Genomic DNA, 22,889 nt, shown 5'->3' with positions numbered 1-22,889 from the left:
GGATTTTATTTTAACGTAGTTGAAAAGCGATCGCCCCTAGATTTATCAATTCCCTGGTTATAGTACAGATTCGCTAAATTGCTTAAGTATAAGTTAACTGGCTTGGATCATTCCGTCAATATCGGATTGAGACGCTTTTCCTTCAATTAGTTCAGCAAATAGTTGATTTAAAGATTTTTTTCGACTAACTTGGTTTAACATTACTTCTTCATTTTTAAAGTGTTGAATTACTTGAATTGCTTGTTGTTTTTCTTGAGAATCTGCTTTAAAAAAATCTTGATCAATTTCTCGAAATGTTAGCAAATAACATAAAGCTAAAAAGGCATTTTGTTTATATTGATCAGTAAATTGGTTAGCGGGTTGACTCAGAAGATAGTTAGTTATTAACACAAAATGATTTTTATAGTTAAAATTTTCAGCCTTTGATTGAAAGTTATAATACCACAATAAAATTCGAGCATATCCCCATAAATATTGATTATTTGGGGAGAGATAATTAGAATCAAATAGACTAAAATATTGTTGCTGTTGAGATTCATTCATAGCTGTTCTCGCCAAAGTTTGTAGATATTTATAATTAAAATAATTATTACTTAAAATATCAATATCTAGGAAATCTTTAAAATTTTCGTATAAAGAACAGGTTTCTGAAAAACTATAAATTTTCCCAATAAATTTTATAGATTTATCAATAAACTGGTTCTGTATAGGATAGGATTGAATAATCAAAGCAGGAATTATTTTTAAACTCGGATTGTTAAACATTTGTCTTAACTCTTGGATTTCAGCGATATATTGAAGACAATCAATACCTTGACTTTTTCCGGTAATAGCTTTATTAACTTGTTGCATTTTCTGAGTAATAGTGTTATAATTAATAGGTCTGGATGGATTATTAGCAAACATTTCTAGATCAGTAAATATTTGCTCTAAAACTGGTTTTAATCTAGCAATTAGATGACTCTTAGTAAATCTTTGAATTTGTTTTAAAGATTTTTCTTTTCTCGTAAAATCAATCTGTTGATAAGGAATATAACCAAAAGATTTAACTTCTTTTTCTTTTCGATCTACCAGTTTAGATGTAATTTTATAAGTTCCGTTAATATCACTGACTTTAAGTTGAGGAGGTGCATCAGGTTTGAGAATAAATTTAATTTCAATTTCAATATCTTCTGTACCCGGAAAGTTTTCAATAAAAATTTCATAACTCTGAGGACACTGATTTTTTAAATAGTCCTTACCGTTAACTCGGATGGGAAGTATTGCTGGATTAGTATTTTTAGGAATACGGAATACTTTTTGATTGGTTTCGGGGATAATTCCTGTTAATGTTTGTTGAGTACCTTCATAGGAAATAGCTTGATCTGATAATTTTATCCACTGGGTGATGGGATTATCGTTTTTATCTCTGTTTCCAATTGCAAATTCAATGGTATCTAAATAAATCCCAAATAAGGGAAGAAAATTAGAGTTTTGTTTCATTTCCCACACTCTAGGAAAAATTTGATGATCAGAAGTTACACATAAAAATTGTGGAAGTCGCTGTTTAATAATTGGAAACCGATTATATTGAGAAATTAAAATCCAGTGATAATTAGGATCTACTATTTTTTCTAAGTCGGAAAAATTAACTCTACTATTAACAATATTTTCAATGTCTGCCAGCTTTAACTGGACTTGTTTATAATAAATTTGCTCAAAATACATAATTTCAACGATAATAGAAATTGATTCTGTATTTAATTCTGAGGGGATTTGTTCAAATATTGCAATTTTTTGTAAATATTTTTGTAGATGATTGATCGCACTTTCTTCTAAATTACTATTCTGGAAAAAGTTATTTAAAATTTTGATAGCAATATCTCTACAAATTTGATTGTATGTTTCAACACTATTAAAAGGCGTTTGCATCAATAACGGTTTCTCTTGTATTAAGAATAGGAATTCCCTTCTGATCTCGTTGAATGGGAATTAAGCGATCGCATTCAAAACAATCTAAATCTATAAATACTAAGGGTTTATCAGGATTAAGCTGTTTTATTTGTTGATAATAATTCCAATAATAATAAGCACTTTGATATAAGTAAGTTTCTTGATAATTTAAAAATTGACTGGTACTTAAAGTTAACAAATCAATTGTATCTCTAATAATAAATAACCATTGTATTCCGGTTGAGGTTAACTCCTCACCCAGAAAATTATTTTCATTGGTTTTAACTTCTAACTGTTGAGTACGATGATTTGAAATAACGGGATTAACTCGATAGGAAGTCATTCCATATTCTGTGATTAATTCTTGTTTATATCTTCTGGGTAAGTTTCCCTGAGAATGAATTAACTCATCAGGATTTTGATCAAACTGATAAGCATATTGACATAATTTAATATAGGATTCTAAATTAAATAGTCGAGTCATGATTTTGAACCTCCTAATGCGTTAATAATTTGACTAATTTCTTGAGAATCTGTAGTTTTATACATTAAATCATAACTTCTTTGATGTTTCAGAGAAAAATTAAAGTTAATTCCGCCGATATAAGCGATTTTATTTCCTAATAGTGTAATTTTTGCGTGGAGGTTTTTCACTCTTTTAATATTGATAGTCGAATCTGAACATCCCATTTCTTGATCAATATAAACAGTAGTATTTAAACGCTGTAATTGGGATTTTAATTCAGCAGTTGCTTGAAAACTACGACTAAAAATTACGACTTTTCCTGCAAAATTACTTAACTCTTTTAAAAGATCATTATAATATTGATCAGCAGTTAGTAAAGTAGTAGAAACCGGATAAGATTCTTGACGATAACGTTTGATAGTTCGCAATTCAAACCCATCAAAACCCAATACAGGAACTACATGATCTCGACTAGAAGATTGCCAAAAATAACGAAATATATTAATCAGTTGTTGGTAAGTTTCAGTCTTTCTACAGATAATTCCTGACTCCAAATTAACATCTAAACTGCCTCTTGTCAAATTCACCGATCCTAAATAACCATGCTTTTCAGAAATGCAAGTTTTTAAATGAAATGCACCGCTTCTGATCTTAACTTTAGCATCTAACAATTGACGGAGACAATCTTTTTTCCGCTCATCCGCACGTTTAAAATGTTCAGGTAAGTCGCCAGAAATTGTCACTTGTTGATCCATTCTATCTACAACTTCGTCCCGTAAATCTGTTAATATCCAGACTCCTTGGGGTAGAGTTTCTGATTTTTCACAGATTTGATAAATTAATGCTTCATCTTCGAGAATATAGCTAGAAATGAGTAAAAAATTCTCCGCTTGAGCAATTATTTTTTGAAATAGATCCCGATTTTTTCGACTGATAAAAACTTGATTAACAGAAGAAAGATTAGGTTTTATAGTCAGAGTTTCAGGAAAATGACTCACAACAATTTTATAATGCTCTTGATATTCTTGAATCAATTGTTGAGTTGATTCTGACTGATCAGAAATGTCTGTATTTTCTGCTCGTAAACTGATCATTGCTTCTCTTAAACTCAGGGGTAATTCTTGCCCATTTATCCCTAATCTTAATTGGTCATTAATTCTAAAAACTGCCTCCTGAGTATCAACATTTCTCAAGAAACGATCAATTTTTTGATAATTGGGTAAATTCTGCCAAAAAGTTTCCGCTTCTTGCCATATTTTTTTAGCTATTTCTAATGATAACCCCGGATAATAAGGTTGATCTAAAACAACAGTATAACTCCCATCCTGTTGAGTTTTATTACCATTAAATAGAGGAAATTGAGGATCATCTGCTAACAAATCTAAGGTAATTTCTGAACTAATAAATTGATAAAGATAACGGTTAGCAATGCTTTCTTTTAAGTTAGACTCCCTAGGAAATAATAGTTTTAAACTAGAAGATTGATAAAGTTGATCCTCCTGAGTGACTCCATTAGCAATTTTTAATAAATCCGTTAAGACTGAATTAGGGATAAATTTTAATCCAAAAGATTGACGTAAAAGCTGCGGTGTTCGTCGATAATTTTGGGTAGCAACTGCTTGAATTTCTTTTAACAATTGCCATAAAGATACATCGGATAAAAGGTTTCCTTCTAGCAACTGACGGTAAAATGTTCCCTGAATTTGATAATGAATTTTCATGATAATACTCCTTGACGAATTCTAGGTAATCTCATTCGTTTTAATAGGGAAACTGCATGAGTCCATTTTTCATAGTCTCCCCATAAAATTAAGTAACTTTGTCCTCTGGTTAAGGCAATTTTCCAATGTTCTATAGAAATAAGTTTAGGGTTTCCACTACAACAAATTAAGACAATAGATGCTTCTTTTCCTTGCCATTCTGTAACTGTTTTAATCATAACAGAAGTATACTCAACTGGACAATTAGCAATTAACTGATCTCGCTGAATTTCCGAAAAGGTTAATATTCCTATTTTGGGAATTAATTCTAAATCAAAAGTTTTTAAAAATTCTAATATTTTTTCTCCTTCTTGTTGATTGGGAATATCTTCCCACCATAACCGATATTCCCACTGGGGAAAATAATCACTCATCTGTTGAAAATTTGTTTGTATCCATTCAGGGGAAAAGCTATCATAAATTGTAGTTGCTAGTTCAGGATGTAAACGAAATTGTTCTGAAAGTTCCATGGTATAAGCAGGAAGTAAATATTGCAATAACCAAGGAAAACCATAGAGAACACGCTGGAAAAAGTTTCGATTCCGAGAAGCAGGAATAAATCCGGTATTTCCATCTCCTAATAATACTAATTTATTGGTTAATCCTGAGATTAAGATTAATTCCAACCAGGTTAAATATTGAGCATCTTCAATAATAATTAAATCATAGAAATTTTCCCAGAGGGTTTGACCATCAACACCCAGAAATTCTTTAACCGTTGCTAAACAGGGATTAAGGGGATTTTGACTTAAATATTTTTCTAGGGTTAATATGGCATTTTTTGATAGATTTTGGTAGGATTGAACGAGAATAAGTTGCTGTCTTAATAAGGGTTCTAATCTCTTGAGTTGATAAGCAAACCTGTTTAACCTTGCTGCACTTAAATTGGGAAATTCTAAACTCAAAGTTTGGGTGAGTTGCGGGATAGATTGGGCGGCAATTAAGGGTAAATATCTTTCTAGTTTAGCTGGCGATCGCAACTGTTCTAATTCAGGATCAGGTAAACAGTAAAGCGGTAAATAATTGAGTTGTGGTTGTGCTAAATGATCGCGCTGAAGACGTTCAATGATTACGGATTGATTCCCCGATCTTTCCGACAATAAATAAGGATATCCGGGTAATTGTTGATAAACAGTTAATGTACTCGGATAATAACTTAAAATTAAAATACGTTTTTCATCTTTAATCCCCGCATCCGCAAGATTCAACGCTATGCGAGTTTTTCCCGTTGCGGGTAAACCAGAAATCACCGTAATCGGACTATTAGATAATCCCATTTCTAAAGCTTGGATTTGTTGCGGAGAAAGCGTTAAAACCGGATGAACTGCGGTAAAATTAAGTTGCGATCTCTCTTGTAAATAAACTGCACAATTACATATTGTTTCGACAATTAATTCCGTCGGTAATGTTAATTCAGTTTGGGTTTTAACTAATTGTTCTAACAACCTTAAACCCCATTCTGGGTTATTGCCAGAATCGTTAATTTGTGCTTTTAATCCTTGCCAAAATTGCTGTTTATTGATCATGATTTAATAACTTATCTTTGATTAAAATACTTATTAACTCTAATGTTTGCTCAAACCCATTAGCTAACATCGGGTCGGAAATTTTACAAACCCAAATTTTTTGATTAGTCATTCGTTTAATTTTACCTTTTTCTGATGCAGAATTAGGCAGGTCATGTAAAAACAATATAATCGCTGATTCAATATCTGATAATCCTTTAATATATGAAACAGCTTGTTTCAAAGTTTCGTTTGAGGGAAGATACCAGAATATCCAGATGGGAAATTGCAATTTTTTAACTGTTAATTCCGATGTATTTAAATCATGAACTTCCAGCGTCATTAAGCAATCTCCTAATCTGATATTTCTGGATTTTTGCATCTGAAATACATAGACTTTATCTCGTAAAAATACAGGAATTTTAGGGAAAACTTGATCATCATGGTTTAAATATTGTCCCTGTTTAGGACTCAGAAAACCTGTTAAATAGCTTAAAGGTTCAACATAAGAATCTTTAAATCGCAAAAATGTTGTGGTAAATGCTAAATAAATCACATCCTTTAACAGTTGATTTCTGACTCTCCATAACTTCTCTTTTTCTGACCGTTTGGCAATATAATCTAAATGGGCTTGATAAAAACTATGATAGATGGGATTTTGTAATAACACATAATTAGGTTTCCCGGGTTTAAAACGGTGTAAAGTTTTTAAAATCGGTTTAACAGTGGGTTGCTGTCTAAACTGTTTGATTGTTTGATGAAATTTTGCACATTCTGGATAAGTTTTATAAAGATTTGATTCTCGGTAGAGAACTTTTCCAGCAAAATAAACCAGAAACTTATTCTCAGGTGTATGATAATCTTGGTGACGTTTTATCCCCATTAATTCCTGTCGAGATCCGGCTTTTTCGGCGGCGGTTAAACCCGGACGACGGGTATAATCTCGTAAACAATAAGCATCCATTTCCTGAATATTCCCAACGGGCATTAATTCAGCTTTTCGTCTGAGTTGTTGTCTCAGTTTAGGGCCAATGATTTGTAAGTTTTTGTCTAAATTATACTTATTTAATAAAGCAATAATTAAAGGTTTAGTAGCATCGCAAGTCTGTAATTGTTGAAACTTTTCGGGTAACTCAAGCACTCGAACTTGTTTATTTTTCCCTACTTTTTCAGCGAAAATCTTTTCACCTAGTCCAGTGAAAATTTGCAATAGTTGAGCAACTTGATCATCTAAGCGATCACCTAATTTCTCTTTCCATTCTTCTAATTGTTTATCATCTTCAATGGTAGCAGAATCTAACACTTCATCTCGAATTTTTAAAACATATAAATGCAGGTTAATTTCTAAATTTAACTGCTGATCACGTTGATCATTATTATGTTGTAAATCCGTTGGATTTAACCAAGGAAAACCAATTTCATAAACCTGATCTGTTTGGTCAATTAACATAGGACATTGGGATAAAATATCACCTGCTTCCAATACCAAACAGGGGCGATCTTTGGCTTCAAAAAGATGATCAACTCTAACTTCCTGTTGATTCAAATAAGCAAAAATGCTAGAATATAACTTCATTTGTGTTTACTCCTCCTCTGGATAAATTAATCCTTTCCATTCAAACTGACCAGAACGCGAACCTCGCGCTTTTATAAACGCTTCTGTTAAGGAAGCATCGCCCAATTGTTCAATTAAACTGGCAAATTTATTTAATTCTTCCTGGTAATCATCAATCATTAATCCTCTGAGTTTTGGTAATAATTTTTGAGCAAATTGATCGACTAAAGCAAAGCGAAATTCCTCAGAATTTGAGTCAGAAACCTCAGGATAATTAATCACATATTGAGTAATAGCTTGATACACCCGATGGGCGAAAGGATGTCCGATGCTTTCCATAATATTATTCGCCCGATCTAAATAATATTTAACTTTTTGAACTCCCTCAGAATTTTGATCCGGCGTTTTGAACCATTGTTCAAATGTTGAATAACTGACATACATAGAACGTTCAGCTTCAGTAGTCCTCGTCTTGCTTAATTGTAAAGTTTTGGGTTTTCCAAAGGTGAGAACATTAGCCCTATCTAACACTTTATCCGATAAAGTTTGAGTCGTTTCGTCTTCATTCATAGTTCCCACAAATAAAAATTGTGAGGGGATTTTTAACTTTCTTTGTGCTTCAGGAATCGGTAAACTCCCTACATCTAATTCTAAAAAGGTAGGACTAGAACGACGGCTTTCTAATTTCGAGAGAAAATCACTAAAATAATATTCTACCCGGGCTAAGTTCATTTCATCTAATAATACCAAAACAATCCGATTATTCATCGCTCGATCATGGTTATATTGATAAATTCCTCGAATCAAATCAGTCGGTTTAAATTTCTTCTCCACATAGTTATAAAACCCTTGCAAATCTTGAGGAGAATCCCATCGAGGTTGAACTGCTAAAGTTAACCGTTGGGCACCGATAAAGTCTGCATATCGTTGGGGAAGTTCGCTTTTTCCAGTTCCACTAATTCCAGCTAAAATCACTAAAGCAGAAATATCTTGCACTTTTAAAGAGGTATGAAACGCATAAACAACCCGCCGAGGAAATGCTAATCCTTTGTTTTTTAAATACTGCATAAACCCATCTAAAAAAACCTTTTCTGGTGGATTCCACTCTGATGAATTCGGTGTCCATAGATGCTCTTGTAGCGATCGCAAGGCAAAATCCGCCGTATTTTCCATGCTGTCTATCTGATTTTTCATCAGATTAATTTCTTCTTGAAGTTCCTCTTTCTCAGCTTTGAGACCTTGAATTTTTCCCAATACAACTGATTGCTGTCCTTCTAACTCCTGTACAATTTGTTCAAGTTCTCGTTTTTTAGATTCTTTTTCTCGGAGTTCAAAACTCAAATTTCTATTTTTTTGTTTATCTCTTTCTATTTGTTGATAATCTAATGTATGATTTTGAATCGCTTGCAGAATTCTTTGTTTCTCTGCTTCTAAACGATCAATTTCAGGAACAAGTTGATTAATTCGGGTTTGAGACTGTTGTTTTTCCAGAGATAAACTATCATAGGTTGCTCTGATTAATTCTAATTCTACGGTTCTTTGTTCCAGGGTTTGAGTGTCTTGTCTTTTCTGGTCAATTTCTGCTATTAATTGTTGCAATTCAACATTTTTTACGATATAATTAGCTTGGGTTTCATTCAGCGATCGCTCAACTTCTTTTAAACTTTGATTTTGAGATTGTAAGGCAGTAATCTCACCCTCTAATTGACTTTTTTCTAGCCTTAACTGACTTAATTGAGTATTTAATTGTTCCAATTCTGATAAATTGGGAGGATTTTGATGCAAGCTATTAACACGATTTTCTAAATCTTGTTTTTCTTGATTTAATCGGGTTAATCTCTCCTGAACTTCCTGTAATTCCGATTGTTTTTGCGTTAACTTCCCTTCAACTTCCCCTAAGTTTGTTTGTTTTTGCTCCAGACTTTCTACCTGATCTTTTAGTCTAATCAATTTAGTCTGAAATTCTTGCCAGTTTTGTTGTGTATCGAGTTGTTTTTCCAGTGCTTGTAAACGAAATTGATACTCTTGGTCTTTCTGTTTACTTAAATCCTGTAAACTGAGTTGATAATCTTTATCTTTTTGGGATTGGGAATCTTGTAGACTCCTTTTATATTCCTGTTCTTTCTGTTTACTAGAAACCGCCGTCCCAACCAACGCCCCGGCGGTACTTCCAAGTAATGGAGTCCCGAGACCACCCCCAGGAAAAACCACCGATGCGGCTGTCCCCATCCCCACACTCAGAGCACCGACTAGCAAGATGTCCTTTGGTAGATTCGCCCAAAAATCCTTTCGCATATTGACTCAACTCCCATTTTAATTATTATATTGCCAGCAATGGCAACAATTACGCAACTCTCTAGGATTTTGGCGCAGGTATTGTTTAAGAAGCCGGATTTTTGCGTTGTATCTCACGCGACAACACACCGCTATATAATAGTATTTGACTTAAAAACATTTCCTACTATCGAGGTTAAGCATGGCAATTTTACAGTTAGAAGACGGAACAACTTACACCGAATTAGATGCAATTCAGCGAGAATTATCCAGTCTGAATATTCAGTTAAACCATTGGTCTGTGGGTACAGAGCCAGAATTAATTAAATTGTTGAATCAACCTGGATTAAACGATAACGAAAAAGCCGAAGTTTTGCAAGGATTAGATCAATATTTTGAAGAATTAAAACAAACAGCAGGTTATCAGTCCCGGGATTTAATTGTCCTTAATCCTGATACCCCTAACCTAGAAACATTATTGGCAAAATTTGAACAATGTCATATTCATACGGATAATGAAGTCCGTTATATTATTGATGGAGAAGGAGTATTTGGTTTTGTTCGTCCCGATGGCAGTCAAGTTGAATTAACCGTTGAAGCTGAAGAATATATTAACGTTCCGGCTCATACAGAACATTGGTTTTATTTAACAGAAACTCGACGAATTAAAGCCGTTCGTTATTTCACCACAACGGAAGGTTGGACTCCCGAATATACCAATACAGAAATTAGAATTTTTTCCAGAAGACCGAAAAAAACCTTGGCTTTGAATTAATTGTTAATGCTTTTATAACACACTAGATCCCCCCTAACCCCCCTTAAAAAAGGGGGAATAGAGTCAATATTTCCCTTATTTATGAGTAAACCTGATTCAAAGTCCCCCTTATTAAGGGGGATTTAGGGGGATCAATCTTGAGGTTAAAACTCATATTTTTTGAGTTGTATTGATCATTATTGCCAGAATAAAAAACCATGACCATTGAAGTTGATTATCGTTTTCCTCCTGATATTGATGCCTTGCGTCAGGCGAAAGTCATTGCTATTGGACAAACTGCTGGAACTTGGGACGAAAGATTTAGCCATCGGGAAGATAATTTGCGATCGCATTTAGCCCAAGTTATTAATATCAAAACCGATGAACAAGGTTATAGTATTGCCACGGTTAAATTTCCAGAAATTAACGTTGAAAATGATATTGCTAGTTTACTAACAATGATTTTTGGCAAATATTCTATGGCCGGAGTTGGTAAAATAGTTGCCGTTAGACTCGATAAAAATTATGGTCGGGTTGCAAAATTTGGCATATCAGGAATTCGCCAACAATTGCAAGTTTTTGATCGTCCCCTAATTATGGCAATCTTCAAACCCGCCCTAGGACTATCCGCCCAGGATCATGCTACAATTTTAAAAGAAGTGGCAACGGCCGGATTAGATATTATTAAAGATGATGAAATTATGGGGGATTTAAACACCGCCCCCACCCTAGAAAGATTAAGAGCTAGTCGTCCAATTTTAGACCAAATTAAACAAGAAACCGGGCGCACAGTTTTGTATGCAGTTAATGTTACGGGAAACGCCCAAACCCTATTAGAAAAAGCCCGAATACTGGTTAAAGAAGGGGCAAATGCCCTATTATTAAATGTTCTCACCTACGGTTTTTCGGTCTTAGAAGCCCTAGCCACCGATCCAGAGGTGAATGTTCCAATTTTCGCCCATCCTGCCTTGGCGGGGGCGTTATGTGCCTCTGGGGATACGGGTTTTTCCTATTCCGTGATTTTGGGAACCTTGATGGCCCATGCCGGGGCGGATGCGGTCTTATATCCCGCCCATTATGGTAGTTTACCCTTTGATCCCGTTGAGGAAAAGCGGATTTGTGAGCAGTTGCGATCGCGGAATGTGTTCCCTGTCCCTTCGGCTGGAATTCACCCCGGAATTGTCCCCCAAGCCCTATCGGACTATGGCAAGGACGTAATTCTGAATGCTGGGACGGGGATTATGGAACATCCAAACGGCCCAGGAGCGGGGGTTAATGCCTTCTTCCAAGCCCTCGACTGGTATCAACGGGGTCTACCCTTTGATGTTAAGGAAATGCCCCCTGGTGCTCTTAAACAGGCGATGGAAAAATGGGGTTGACACTCCCGCGCCGTAAAACGGCGGGGATTCTTAAGAGACGTAAATCCTTAAAGGGTTAGCCAAAAACCCGCTAGACACTCGCTCAAAATCAAGTCTGTGCTTACTTTTAACCAAAATATTGGCACTACCATTAATATCAGCCGAAACCAGATGTCTATCCTTTGTTCTATACAATCCTCTGTTAATCCTTCTACCAGAAAACTTCTGTTTACTGGGATTATCGGCATTGTAAATAGGGATCTCATCTTGATCATAAAAACTAGCTTTAGAGGAGTAAGATTCCTCTTGCTCACCATACTCAATTCCGTATCGACAACACAAAGCTTTAAGTTTTTGTCTCAACTGCCAAAAAGGAATCTGGACAAAGTTTTGATTATTAGAACGTCCGATATTAATCTCTTGCTTGATACCCGGATTGTAACCAACTATCAATTTACCAATTTGATAAGTCAAACAATGGTCGATTATTATTCGAGCCGATTTATTCAAATAATCTCGAATAGAGTCATTCCGCTTTTGATTAAGTCGTGCCTGTTTATTTGTGATCCCTTTTATCCCTTGCTTGTCTTTGGCAGATTGAAGCTGGGCGTTACGCTTGTTATACCAGTGATTAATGCTTTTAAGTCTTTTGCCATCAATCAAAAATTGATGCCCATCAGTGTCAAAACAAGCTGCCAGATTATTAACCCCCAAGTCAATAGCTATCGCTTTTTCGGAATCAACAGATGTTTCGATTTTTTCATCTTCATAAATATACTCAATCTCAAACCATCGAGCCGAGTATTTCGGATGTATTCGTACCTCCTTAATCTTCTTGTCTTTCAGTCTTTCTGGGAGTGGGATTTTCACTTCCCCATATTCCTGTTTAAATTGTTGAGACATGGGGATATTAAACACCCCATTTTTAACTTTAATTCTCGGAATAATCAAAGGGAAATAACCATCTTTGGGCAAGTATTTAGGCAGTTGTGGTTTTTGTTCACAACGTCCTATACTGATGGCTTGAAGAAGTCCCAAGAAAGACCGCATACTTCTATCTACCACCTTCATTGTCTGTTGAGCAATATCGGTATTAAGAAGCCGATAGTTCTCATTAGACTTGCAAATATGGTAGTTAGATTCATAGGTCAGTCGCTTTCTTTGAGTAAAGAAATACTGCCTACATTCATACAACGCCATATTAAAAAGATTCTTGCTCAAACGACACAAAACAGTCAGGGCGTTAAATTCCTGCTGGCTAAGTCGTCTAAGTTGGTTTTTTTGAGTGGCGTACATCTTCTCAGGTGTTTCACTATTCCTCTAGTATATAGCGAAAACCTCTAAATGTAAAGCCGTCCTAAAAGGACGGGGTTTCTACCCAAATTTCCGATGAAAACCGATCTCCGTCAATCTTTAATATATGCGTCTTGCCAATTTCATCAACTGGGTTGGATGGCAGGGACGGCTGGAAATCTTTCGGCTAAAATGCCCGATAATAGTTTTTGGATTACCGCTAGTGGCAAACAAAAAGGCAAATTAGTGACAGAGGATTTTGTGAGAATGTCTCTCACTGGAGAGATATTAGAAAATCCCAATCCGAATAATAAACCCTCGGCAGAAACCAGTATTCATCAAGCTATATATTCTTTGTTTCCCGAGGCAAATGCCTGTTATCATGTTCATTCCGTTGAAGCCAAATTAGTCTCAAACTTTATTAATCATGAACAACTGCTTTTACCACCCATTGAGATGTTAAAAGGCTTGGGAATTTGGCAAGAAAACCCTAAAGTTTATCTACCTGTTTTTGAGAATTATTTAGAAGTGCCTCGCATTGCGGAAGCAATTGTTCAACGGTTTAAACAAACTTCTCCTAATGTTCCGGCGTTGTTAATTAGAAATCATGGGGTAACGGTTTGGGCAGATTCTCCAGAAGCCGCAGAAAACCATATTGAATTAGTAGAATATATTTTCCGTTATATTGTGGCGGCTCGTCAAGCGGGATTGAATTTTCAACATTAATAAGGGGAATAGGGAATGGGGAATGGGGAATGGGTAATAGGGAATGGGTAATAGTTTACCTCCTCTGCCTCCCCTGCTCCCCCTGCTCCCCCTGCTCCCCCTGCTCCCCCTGCCTCCCCTGCTCCCCCTGCTCCCCCTGCTCCCCCTGCCTCCCCTGCTCCCCCTGCTCCCCCTGCTCCCCCTGCTCCCCCTGCTCCCCCTGCCTCCCCTGCTCCCCCTGCTCCCCCTGCTCCCCCTGCCTCCCCTGCCTCCCCTGCCTCCCCTGCCTCCCCTGCCTCCCCTGCTCCCCCTGCCTCCCCCAAATTGACCCAAAACAATCAATCAATATTAATAGTTTGTAACCCCTCATTCACCGTAATTGCAATTTTGCCAACGGTGCGGCCCATCTCACTATAGGTATGGGCTTCGGCTAGATCATTTAAGGGATAAGTTCGATCAATCACCGTTTGAATTTTGCCCGCTTCAATTAAATCTCGCAAGGCGTCTAAATCTCGGCGACTCGGTTGAGCTAAGACTAATTTTGATTTTTTACCCGAAAATAATAAAGTTTGTAATGTCGCTCCCATATTATCAATTGTGGGCAAAGTTGAGATATAAATGCCATCGGATTGTAGAATCTTTTCACAATTAAAAAAGGACTGTTTCCCCACCGCATCAAAAATAATATCGTATTGGATGTCCTGTTGGGTAAAATCTTCCTGAGTGTAATCAATCACCGTATGGGCTCCCAAACGTTTAACAATATCAACATTAGACGTCCCGCAAACCCCCGTAACATCGGCATTCAGGGCCACAGCAATTTGCACTGCAAAGGTTCCCACACCGCCGGACGCCCCGTTAATTAAAACCCTCTGTCCGGGTCGCAATTGACCTAAATCTAATAACCCCTGTAACGCCGTCAATCCCGCTATGGGAACCGACGCAGCCTCCGCATAGGTCATATTTTGAGGTTTATAGGTCAAATTCCCGGCAGGCACAGCCACATACTCGGCATAAGCCCCCCCAAATAACGGGTTAACGAAGCCATAAACCTGATCTCCCACCCGGAGGCGCGTCACCTGGGAGCCGATTTCCACCACTTCCCCGGCTAAATCCGAGCCTAAAACCTTGGGGAAATTGTAGCCCGATACTGGTTGTAATAATCCCTGTCTAATCTTCCAGTCCACGGGATTAATACTACTGGCATGAATTTTGACTAAAACTTGATCGGGTTTAATTGTTGGGGTCGGAATATCTTCATAACGAAGAACATCAGGCGACCCATATTGATGAATAACAATAGCTTTCATAATCAATTAATTAGGGATTAACACCCGTTAGTTTAACACAAAATTATAGAATTGGGGATAAATAGAGTCAGTCTCAATCCGTACTAAAAAATAAGGTTTTTGAAAATAGGGAATGGGCAATAGACCCATAATTGATCAGCGATAACTGATTTAGAATAGTCGTTTTTTGAGTTTTAACTTAACAATATAAGGCAAACTCAAGTAAACAAAAAATAGATTTTTTCTGGAATTAAGCGTTGTAAATCGGATAAATTTTAACTATGATAGAATGGTAGAAAAAAACTTTGACAGATCCTATCAATTCAATTTTTATGGATATTCAGTTAATCAATATTGGTTTTGGTAATATTGTCTCTGCTAATCGAGTGATTGCCATTGTCAGCCCTGAATCAGCCCCGATTAAGCGGATTATTAATGATGCTCGGGAGCGAGGACAGTTAGTCGATGCCACCTACGGACGCCGAACCAGGGCGGTAATTATCACGGATTCTAGCCATGTGATTCTCTCAGCCATTCAGCCGGAAACCGTTGCCCATCGCTTTGTGATGACCAAAGACGGCAATTCCCGCGATGATTAGGGGATTTGTGATTGATTCCCCTTGGTTTCCATCGGCATAGCATGAGAAAATAAAAAGATTCCGATTCAATGCCTTGAATCCATCAGCAGGTTCAAGGGAAAATCAGGGATTCCCCATTACTTTGTTTTCAACCCTCTAACCTGATAAAAATACTATGAAAAAAGGCCGATTAATTGTGATGACAGGCCCTAGCGGGGTCGGAAAAGGAACATTGGTTCGTTCCCTACTCAAAGATCATCCTGAACTCCATTTATCCGTTTCTGTGACCACTCGTTCTCCTCGTCCCGGTGAAATCCATGGACAAGATTACTATTTTGTTGATCGGGTTCATTTTCAAAACATGATCGAAGCAGGAGAGTTATTAGAATGGGCTGAATTTGCGGGGAATTATTATGGAACTCCCTTAATTGCTGTTAAAGAAAAAATTGAGGCGGGAATATCGGTTTTATTAGAGATTGAGTTAGAGGGCGCTCGCCAAATTCGTTCCACCTTTCCTTCGGCTTTACGAATTTTTATTATGCCCCCTTCTATTGATGAATTAGAACGTCGTTTACGCGGTAGAGGTCAGGATTCTGAAGATGCTATTCGACGGCGTTTAATGCGAGCAAAAGCGGAGATCGACGCCGCCAGTGAGTTTGATTTTGAAGTGATTAATGATGATTTAGATTTTGCCTTACGGCGTTTAGAATCCGTGTTATATTCTCCCGTTTAAGCCCCAAAATATGCCCCAGGAAGACCCGCTCAAACCCGATTCTTTAAATGTGATGGCAAAGGATGTCAAGTCGGCTGAATCCTATGCAAATTTAGGGCGTTTGCATGATCAGCATGAACAATGGCAAGCGGCGATCTCTAATTATCGTCAGGCGATCCAATTAAATCCCCATTGTTCTTGGTTTTATCACCATTTAGCGGATGTTTTTTTAAAACAGGAACAATGGCAAGATGCCATCATTAATTATCGTCATGCGATTAAACTTAATCCTAATTTTTCCTGGTCGTATCATAATTTAGGGAATGGTTTATTAAAATTAAAACATTGGGAAGAAGCGGTTCATGTTTATCGGAAAGCTATACAATTAAATCCCCATTTTCATTGGTCTTATTGTAATTTAGCCGATGTTTTATTTCATCAAAAAAAATGGAATTTAGCGATTATTAATTATTGGAAAAGTTTGGTGATTTTGCATCAAACCAATCAGGAACAGGATTTTGTATTAATTGCGACTAAATTGGGAGAAACCCTAGAATATCATTTACCTGAAAAGTTTGATTTAGCGATCGCCCATTATCAAAAAGTAATTCAAAATCAGCAACAGTATCCTGAATATCAAAGTATTGTGCAATTTTTAAGTCAAAATCAAAGCGCGTGGCTGAAAATTGCGGATTTTTTCCAGCAAAAACATCTAATTAATGCCGCTTTAATACTATATCAAATGGCGATACAATTCTATCCTGATCAAATTTTTATCTCGGAAAAGTTTAATACTCTATTGCAGAAAAAAAATGACTTAGAAACATCAATTAATTTACAACATCAAAATATTAATAAAACTTCCCAGAAATGGTCTAAATATGATCAAGGTCTGACAACTGATATCAGTACCAATAATTTTGATATTCCCTTAGCAACCTATCAACAACTCGAACCCTTTATTTTTAGTACCGATATTGATTTTGACTTAGACCAACTCGATCAACTGTTTGAAGCCGTGAATTGGATGACTCGGGATCACAAACACATGAAAATCGCCCTAGAACACAGTTTTTTAGTCGTTACCCTGTGGTTTATTACCCCCACCCAAAAACAATTAATTGGGTTTGCCCGGGCTGTTTCCGATCATGTTTATAACGCGACCCTTTGGGATGTAGTCATCCATCCTAACTTCCAAAGTCAAGGATTAGGAAAGTCCTTAATTCAGTATACCTTAGAACAGCTACAATTGCAAAATATTGAAAATATTACGTTATTTGCTGGGAATAAAGCGGTTAATTTCTATCATAATTTAGGGTTTATTACCGATCCTAACGGGATTAAAGGAATGTTTTGGGTTTCATCTTGATCAAGGGATGCAATAGAAGCTAATGGCTTAACCGCCTTGGTGGTTGCTATACTTTTGAATTAATTGCTCGACCTTTTTCAACTGAAATTGATTCGCAAGTTCTAAGAGTTCTTGAATAAAAGGTTGATAACGGGCATCTTTTTGACTAATCTGTTCTGCCATCAAAACCAGATTTTTAATTTTTCCTCGTTTAGTCAGTTCCAATAAGACTTCTAAGTCCTCAGCCGCCGGAGGAATAATTTCTAAAGTGGATACTGGTACTGTATTTCCTACTTCTTCATAGTTCCAAGTTAGTTGTAAATGCTTGGCTAAGGCATTAAATAAATCCTGAGCATCAACTGGTTTAGTCAGGAAATCATCACCTCCGGCATTGAGGCTCATCTGCTGATCTACTTGGGATACCGAGGCTGATGAAACCACAATTTTCAATGCTTTTAACTGCCGATCACTGCGTAATTGTTTGAGCATTTCAAAGCCATCCATGACGGGCATTGCCAAGTCTGTAATTACTATATCGGGTAAAGTTTCTCGCATTTTATCTAAACCCTCTTGTCCATTTTCAGCTTCAATCAGTACAAAACCCAGGGGTTTCTAATAGATTGACAATCACGGCGCGATTTTCCCAGCGATCATCTACAACTAAAATTAAAATTCTTTCTTTCGCTCCCTGATAGCTGATTATATTACCAGCCCTACTTGTTTGTTCCTCTACCCATTCATTATTTATGGGTAATTCCACTTCAAAAAAGAATTTACTGCCTATTCCTAGTTCGCTCTCGACCTGAATTTTCCCTCCCATTAATTGAACAATTTGCTGACTAATCGCTAGTCCTAAACCTGTACCTTCAGCTTGACGGCTACGTTCTCCTACCTGTGCAAAAGCTTGGAATAGTTTCTGTATATCTTCGTTGCTAATACCAATTCCCGTATCTATGATTGAAAAGCGCAAACGAGTCAAAGAAGGCGGTTTTTGAAGATTATCAAAGAGTTGATTACTATTTGATCCTAATTGTTCGACTTTCAAGGTGACGCTGCCTCGATCGGTAAATTTGATCGCATTACCCAAGAGGTTAATTAATACCTGTCGCAAGCGTTTTTCATCAGCGATAATACCACTGGGCAATTTAGGATCGGGTTGGTAGTGGAAATCAATACCTTTCTGTTGAGCGCGGATTTGAGAAATTTCGACAACACCTTGGACTAGGGAAGGCAAATAAATGGCATTCGGGGTGAGTTCGAGTTTACGCGCTTCAATTTTTGAGATATCGAGAATATCATTAATTAAGGTGAGTAGATGGGAACCGCATTGGTAAATGATGTTAATTCCCTGAAGTTCTTTTTCCGGTATAGCTTTGGAGCGTCCGAGAATTTGAGCGTAACCCAGGATGCCATTTAAGGGAGTTCGCAATTCGTGACTCATGTTAGCCAGAAATTCACTTTTAGCTTGGTTAGCACTCTCCGCTTTTTCCCTAGCTTCAATCGCTTCAAAGGCGGCAATCTGAGATTCAAAGGCGGCAATCTGGGGCAGGCTCGTCCAAGAAGCGATCGCTACTCCCACAAACACCACGATCAGCAACAATACTACAATTAAATTCTCTCCTCGACCAATCGTATGAGTATCCAATAAAGCACGAAATCCCCAACCAATTAGGACTGAACCCGATAAGAGAAAAATTAGGGTGGACACCTGAAACATCAGCGATTCCCTAATAATTTGCTGATCTTTGGGTTGATAAAGCTGATGCCACCAACTGGGGCGAAATATTTTGAAAGGAAGTCGTCGAATCACAATATCGGTTGCCATAACCCCTAGGGGAAATATCAAGCCCAAGAGGAAATTACCCCAGCCCCAAGCAATACCACCTACGCATAAAATCACTACTTCCATTAAGAATAAACCCAAAGACAGATGGGGGAACAGAACATCATCTCTCTTGCGGCGCAACCAGATGGCAAGGTGAAGCAAAATATAGGAACTAAACCAACCCACAGTAGCAATAAAAACAATCTGGGTTAAATTTCCCCAGGCTAAATAGACTAAAGAAATTACAAATAGCCAAACTAATGCTGGGCCAAAAACTCCCCGCCGAGAAACCACCCCAAATACAGGAGCCATGTAGCGGTCTTGTGACAATTGATAGAGAATGCGAGAACAGTTACAAACTGCGGTTGTTAATGGTAACAGAGCGATAGTGGTGAGTAAAAATGTTGCCATCATTGAGGCTCCACTGCCCCAGAATGGTTGGGAAGCGGCAATTAGATGGAGGTAGGGATCGTCCCTATGGTTTGGGTCAAAGGCAAGCTGGATCGCCACCCAAGATGCACCCAGAAAGATCCCGCCTTGCAACCAAGCCGCAATCTTCAGAAATTTCAAAGTTTTGATGGGTTTCGCGGCTATCTGCGACAAAGGAGGAGGCGGTTTCTGAAGAATAGGTGGTATAAGTAGCAATTAAGAACCACTTTGCCCAATCAGTAAAGCCCAAGGGTTTCCAGCTTAACGGGACAATTCCTGGACTAGCTGGGGAAAAAATTAACCAACCCAGCCCCTGCAAGGTAAAAATCACTATAGAGCCAGTAGCTGTTACTACCAGAAAAAGATTGAGAATACTGATGGCGCGAGTGCCGCTAAAGGCGACGATGAAGGGAAGCAAGAGGAGACAGATTTTGAGGAAAGTGGGCGGAATGCTCAAACCGACTACTGTTAAATTGTTTTGAATTAAGTCTGCCAGGACTACAGCACTTATAGCAATAACGCTTGCCCAACCATTCAGGTAGCCAATCGCTGCATATCTGCCTAGGAGGGGATAATGTTTGAGTAAGTTTGTAGTGTAGTTGGGAGTTCCACCCGCTATTTCTAACCGATGGAAACCGAGTTGTTTAACTTGATAGGTGATCAGTATTCCCACTAAAGTTGCGGGTATCCATACCCAGATAGCTGATGCGCCAAGAGCATAGTTCATCGCCGCAAATACCCCAATCCACCCTGGCCATCCTGTTAAACCAAAACCATAGGTTTCTAACGCACTTAAAGTTCTAGGCAATTTATGGGGTGAAAGTGAGAGCATATTTTTTATAATCGAATTGTGTCGGTTAAGAAATAAGACCAGTTAAATTTAGGTAATTTTTCTTATCTTAACTTTTAGATTACCTAAAACTATGACTCACCAGTAATAATAGTCTCTGATTTAGGAAAAGTCAAGGATAATTGCCGAGGAAAAAGTTTATCAATCGTATCAATGATGCTCGACAAAATAGGTTAATAGGACTCAACCAAAGTTCAATTTTAACATCTGCAATTACCGTTTGAAGTTGGATTGATAGGCGTCAGTCACCGAGTAAATACCACAAGTATAAAAGTTTCACTCTAAAACCTACCAAGGTTGGGTAATTTGCTCAACGGTTAAATTAAGATCGAGGAATAATTGAGAAATAATCCTTTGTTGACCTATAAAAATAGTATTCTGATAACTTCCATTCATCAGAAAATTAACAATTACTTGTTCTGTTAAAGGATCAATAATCCAATATTCGGAAATCCCAAACTCCGCATATTCAGTCATCTTTTTAATATAATCTCGGTTTTCGTTATCTTCCCCAGGACTCACAACTTCTACTACTAATAAAGCCGGAACTTCCAGAATGGCTGATTTTTTAAACTGTCGTAACCGTCGCCAGTCTTCTCCTTGAATAATCGCAATATCTGGTTGTCGGGAGCGACTTAATCTAGTTCGTATCCCCACATCTCCCTGTTTGACTTTTAAGTCTAACCCTAGTCTTTTTACCTCAGCTTTGAAAGTATCATAGAGGAATTCAACAATATCAGAATGAATCGGACTTGCAGGTGTCATCGGAATTAACACCCCATCTTCAAGTTCATAACGATTATCTGTTCCGTCATCATAAGTTAAATATTCTTCAAACGTTAATTTTACAGGGGTTTGAGTCATGTCTTACCTCAACTTTGTAATATAATATAATTTTTTAAAATTGAATTAATTTTTAGTAAAGAAGCGCTATGCTGATCTTTATGGCTATTATCTTCTAACAAACAACGTCTTTTTAACGATTGTATCGCCTTTAATATATCTGTGGGTTTATCAGGGATTTCTTGTAAAACCTGCATCAAAGCAACCCCATTTTCTTGTTTGGCTAAATAATTGATCACCTGTTGTTCTGACTCAGTTAATCTACTCCATAAACGACTCAATTGAAATGTGATTTCATTACTTAATACTAAGGAAGGATAAGCTAAAAAATCCGTGACTCGACTAGAAAATAGTTCTTGAATCATCGTAGCTGTCATTTCTAACCATAAAGGATGTCCTTGATATTTTTCAATTAAATCATACCAATTGTCTTGATCTAATAATTCTTTATCTCTGAAAATTTTGGTAGCACAATCTCCCAATCCTGAAAGTTTTAATGATCTAAAAAATTTAAGATGATCGACTGTTAAATATTCGGGTTGTTCGCGGGAAATCAATAAAAAACTACTGGTATGAGACAATTCAGCAATTTGTTTAAATAATAAATAATACCCTTCAAATTCTGGTTTATATTGACCCGCATATTGTCCGGTTTCAAAGAGCATTTGCAGATCATCAATAATAATTAAACAGCGATGTTTTCTAATAAATTTCAGCAATAAATCAACTTGACGATCTAGGGTATTCGGAAAAACAGGAGGAGAAACAATACTTTGCAGTAAATCTGTTAGAAAAACATCTATAGTTGGACAATACTGGAGACTGCGGTAAATAATATATTGAAATTCCGTTGGGATTTCTTCAATGAGTTTGACAGCCAGCGTCGTTTTGCCAATTCCGATCATTCCAACTAAGGTAATGACACGGAGATGGTCTTGAATTAACCATGTTTTTAAAGTATTTAGTTCATCCTCCCGCCCATAAAAATCGGTAATTTCTGGAGTTGCATCTAAGTCTAAATGGTTGTTTTCGGATGGTTTGAATAGAGGACAAGATTTAGGCTCTTTCTTTTGTTTTGAACAAATACTGATTTGATGAAAACTAATAAAATTTCCAGAGGAAACACTGTTATAGATAGTAATTTTTTCTAAAATAGACCGTGCATTTGATTTATTAATATCTTCCCCTAAAGTTTTCGATAAAGTTTGCCATAATTCCGATGCAGTATCTCTAACATGACCTTCACTTAAATGATTTTCTGATGCAATCTCGGTGTATTTATTGCCGTGTAATGTACCTTTAAGGATTGTTTCTTGCAGAAGGTCTAAATGTTCGCCTGTATGGGTGAAAAGCAGTTGATCGGCAAGTTTCAATACTTCTGCAATATCCATAGCGAGGTGAGACTGGTAGTTT

The 22,889-nt window shown here is 37.0% G+C and carries 19 protein-coding genes; 6 read left to right on the top strand and 13 right to left on the bottom strand.

The features are described 5' to 3' along the window. Positions 1-93 precede the first annotated feature (93 nt). Genes AC2D3N_RS14885 through AC2D3N_RS14860 form a run of 6 tightly spaced genes read right to left on the bottom strand, consistent with a single transcriptional unit; the run spans position 94 to position 9,513 of the window. Complete coding sequence (locus AC2D3N_RS14885; RefSeq protein WP_484691322.1) at positions 94-1,911, bottom strand: hypothetical protein; 1,818 nt, start codon at positions 1,909-1,911, stop codon at positions 94-96. Then, positions 1,895-2,416 carry a hypothetical protein gene (locus AC2D3N_RS14880; protein WP_484691321.1) on the bottom strand — a complete coding sequence of 174 codons (522 nt, stop codon included), beginning with the start codon at positions 2,414-2,416 and terminating at the stop codon, positions 1,895-1,897. Before AC2D3N_RS14880 ends, AC2D3N_RS14885 begins: the two co-directional genes overlap by 17 nt. Continuing rightward, positions 2,413-4,119, bottom strand: coding sequence for a phospholipase D family protein (locus AC2D3N_RS14875; RefSeq protein ID WP_484691320.1), 1,707 nt, complete (start codon positions 4,117-4,119; stop codon positions 2,413-2,415). Before AC2D3N_RS14875 ends, AC2D3N_RS14880 begins: the two co-directional genes overlap by 4 nt. Then, complete coding sequence (locus tag AC2D3N_RS14870) at positions 4,116-5,684, bottom strand: hypothetical protein (RefSeq protein WP_484691319.1); 1,569 nt, start codon at positions 5,682-5,684, stop codon at positions 4,116-4,118. The genes AC2D3N_RS14875 and AC2D3N_RS14870 overlap by 4 nt, the downstream gene beginning before the upstream one ends. Beyond that, positions 5,674-7,239 carry a DUF2357 domain-containing protein gene (locus AC2D3N_RS14865; protein ID WP_484691318.1) on the bottom strand — a complete coding sequence of 522 codons (1,566 nt, stop codon included), beginning with the start codon at positions 7,237-7,239 and terminating at the stop codon, positions 5,674-5,676. Before AC2D3N_RS14865 ends, AC2D3N_RS14870 begins: the two co-directional genes overlap by 11 nt. 6 nt (positions 7,240-7,245) lie before the next feature. Continuing rightward, positions 7,246-9,513, bottom strand: a complete 2,268-nt coding sequence (locus tag AC2D3N_RS14860) for an McrB family protein (RefSeq protein ID WP_484691317.1) — start codon at positions 9,511-9,513, stop codon at positions 7,246-7,248. Positions 9,514-9,694: 181 nt separating this feature from the next. On the opposite strand from AC2D3N_RS14860, the gene AC2D3N_RS14855 reads away from it, so the two are divergent. Both AC2D3N_RS14855 and AC2D3N_RS14850 read left to right on the top strand, forming a co-directional pair. Further along, positions 9,695-10,267, top strand: coding sequence for a 1,2-dihydroxy-3-keto-5-methylthiopentene dioxygenase (locus tag AC2D3N_RS14855; protein WP_484691316.1), 573 nt, complete (start codon positions 9,695-9,697; stop codon positions 10,265-10,267). Positions 10,268-10,464: 197 nt separating this feature from the next. Then, on the top strand, positions 10,465-11,625 hold the full coding sequence (locus tag AC2D3N_RS14850; RefSeq protein ID WP_484691315.1) for a RuBisCO large subunit C-terminal-like domain-containing protein: 1,161 nt from the start codon (positions 10,465-10,467) through the stop codon (positions 11,623-11,625). A gap of 30 nt (positions 11,626-11,655) precedes the next feature. Here the strand turns inward: AC2D3N_RS14850 and AC2D3N_RS14845 are convergent, their stop codons facing one another. Next, positions 11,656-12,900, bottom strand: a complete 1,245-nt coding sequence (locus AC2D3N_RS14845) for an RNA-guided endonuclease InsQ/TnpB family protein (RefSeq protein ID WP_484691314.1) — start codon at positions 12,898-12,900, stop codon at positions 11,656-11,658. A gap of 93 nt (positions 12,901-12,993) precedes the next feature. Between AC2D3N_RS14845 and mtnB the strand changes: the two genes are divergently transcribed. Then, the gene (gene mtnB, locus AC2D3N_RS14840) at positions 12,994-13,623 is read left to right on the top strand and encodes a methylthioribulose 1-phosphate dehydratase (RefSeq protein ID WP_079681432.1); all 630 of its coding nucleotides are present in this window, start codon (positions 12,994-12,996) and stop codon (positions 13,621-13,623) included. Positions 13,624-13,940: 317 nt separating this feature from the next. On the opposite strand, the gene AC2D3N_RS14835 is transcribed toward mtnB, so the two are convergent. Next, a complete protein-coding gene (locus AC2D3N_RS14835; RefSeq protein ID WP_484691313.1) occupies positions 13,941-14,912 on the bottom strand; it encodes an NAD(P)-dependent alcohol dehydrogenase in 972 nt (323 codons plus the stop codon). Between the two features lie 311 nt (positions 14,913-15,223). Here AC2D3N_RS14835 and remA point away from each other — a divergent pair, with 311 nt between their 5' ends. The 3 genes from remA to AC2D3N_RS14820 all read left to right on the top strand — a co-directional run bounded on the left by remA (position 15,224) and on the right by AC2D3N_RS14820 (position 17,550). Next, a complete protein-coding gene (gene remA, locus AC2D3N_RS14830; protein WP_042155623.1) occupies positions 15,224-15,490 on the top strand; it encodes an extracellular matrix/biofilm regulator RemA in 267 nt (88 codons plus the stop codon). A 154-nt stretch (positions 15,491-15,644) separates the two neighbouring features. After that, entirely contained in the window at positions 15,645-16,202 is a 558-nt protein-coding gene (gene gmk / locus AC2D3N_RS14825) for a guanylate kinase (protein WP_079681429.1), read from the top strand. Between the two features lie 10 nt (positions 16,203-16,212). Further along, positions 16,213-17,550 (top strand): GNAT family N-acetyltransferase, encoded by a 1,338-nt coding sequence (locus tag AC2D3N_RS14820; RefSeq protein WP_484691312.1) that lies wholly within the window; start codon positions 16,213-16,215, stop codon positions 17,548-17,550. Between the two features lie 27 nt (positions 17,551-17,577). Here the strand turns inward: AC2D3N_RS14820 and AC2D3N_RS14815 are convergent, their stop codons facing one another. The 5 genes from AC2D3N_RS14815 to AC2D3N_RS14795 all read right to left on the bottom strand — a co-directional run bounded on the left by AC2D3N_RS14815 (position 17,578) and on the right by AC2D3N_RS14795 (position 22,867). Beyond that, positions 17,578-18,084 carry a response regulator gene (locus AC2D3N_RS14815; RefSeq protein ID WP_484691311.1) on the bottom strand — a complete coding sequence of 169 codons (507 nt, stop codon included), beginning with the start codon at positions 18,082-18,084 and terminating at the stop codon, positions 17,578-17,580. A 31-nt stretch (positions 18,085-18,115) separates the two neighbouring features. After that, entirely contained in the window at positions 18,116-19,924 is a 1,809-nt protein-coding gene (locus AC2D3N_RS14810; RefSeq protein ID WP_484691310.1) for an ATP-binding protein, read from the bottom strand. Continuing rightward, positions 19,842-20,615, bottom strand: coding sequence for an APC family permease (locus AC2D3N_RS14805; RefSeq protein ID WP_484691309.1), 774 nt, complete (start codon positions 20,613-20,615; stop codon positions 19,842-19,844). The genes AC2D3N_RS14810 and AC2D3N_RS14805 overlap by 83 nt, the downstream gene beginning before the upstream one ends. A gap of 306 nt (positions 20,616-20,921) precedes the next feature. Continuing rightward, on the bottom strand, positions 20,922-21,497 hold the full coding sequence (locus tag AC2D3N_RS14800; protein ID WP_079681426.1) for a Uma2 family endonuclease: 576 nt from the start codon (positions 21,495-21,497) through the stop codon (positions 20,922-20,924). Between the two features lie 8 nt (positions 21,498-21,505). After that, the gene (locus AC2D3N_RS14795; RefSeq protein WP_484691308.1) at positions 21,506-22,867 is read right to left on the bottom strand and encodes a helix-turn-helix domain-containing protein; all 1,362 of its coding nucleotides are present in this window, start codon (positions 22,865-22,867) and stop codon (positions 21,506-21,508) included. Between the last annotated feature and the right edge of the window lie 22 nt (positions 22,868-22,889).

The sequence above is a fragment of the Planktothrix sp. PLAVEN19ND genome (assembly GCF_057220675.1).
This window is presented reverse-complemented; position numbering and strand designations above follow the sequence as displayed.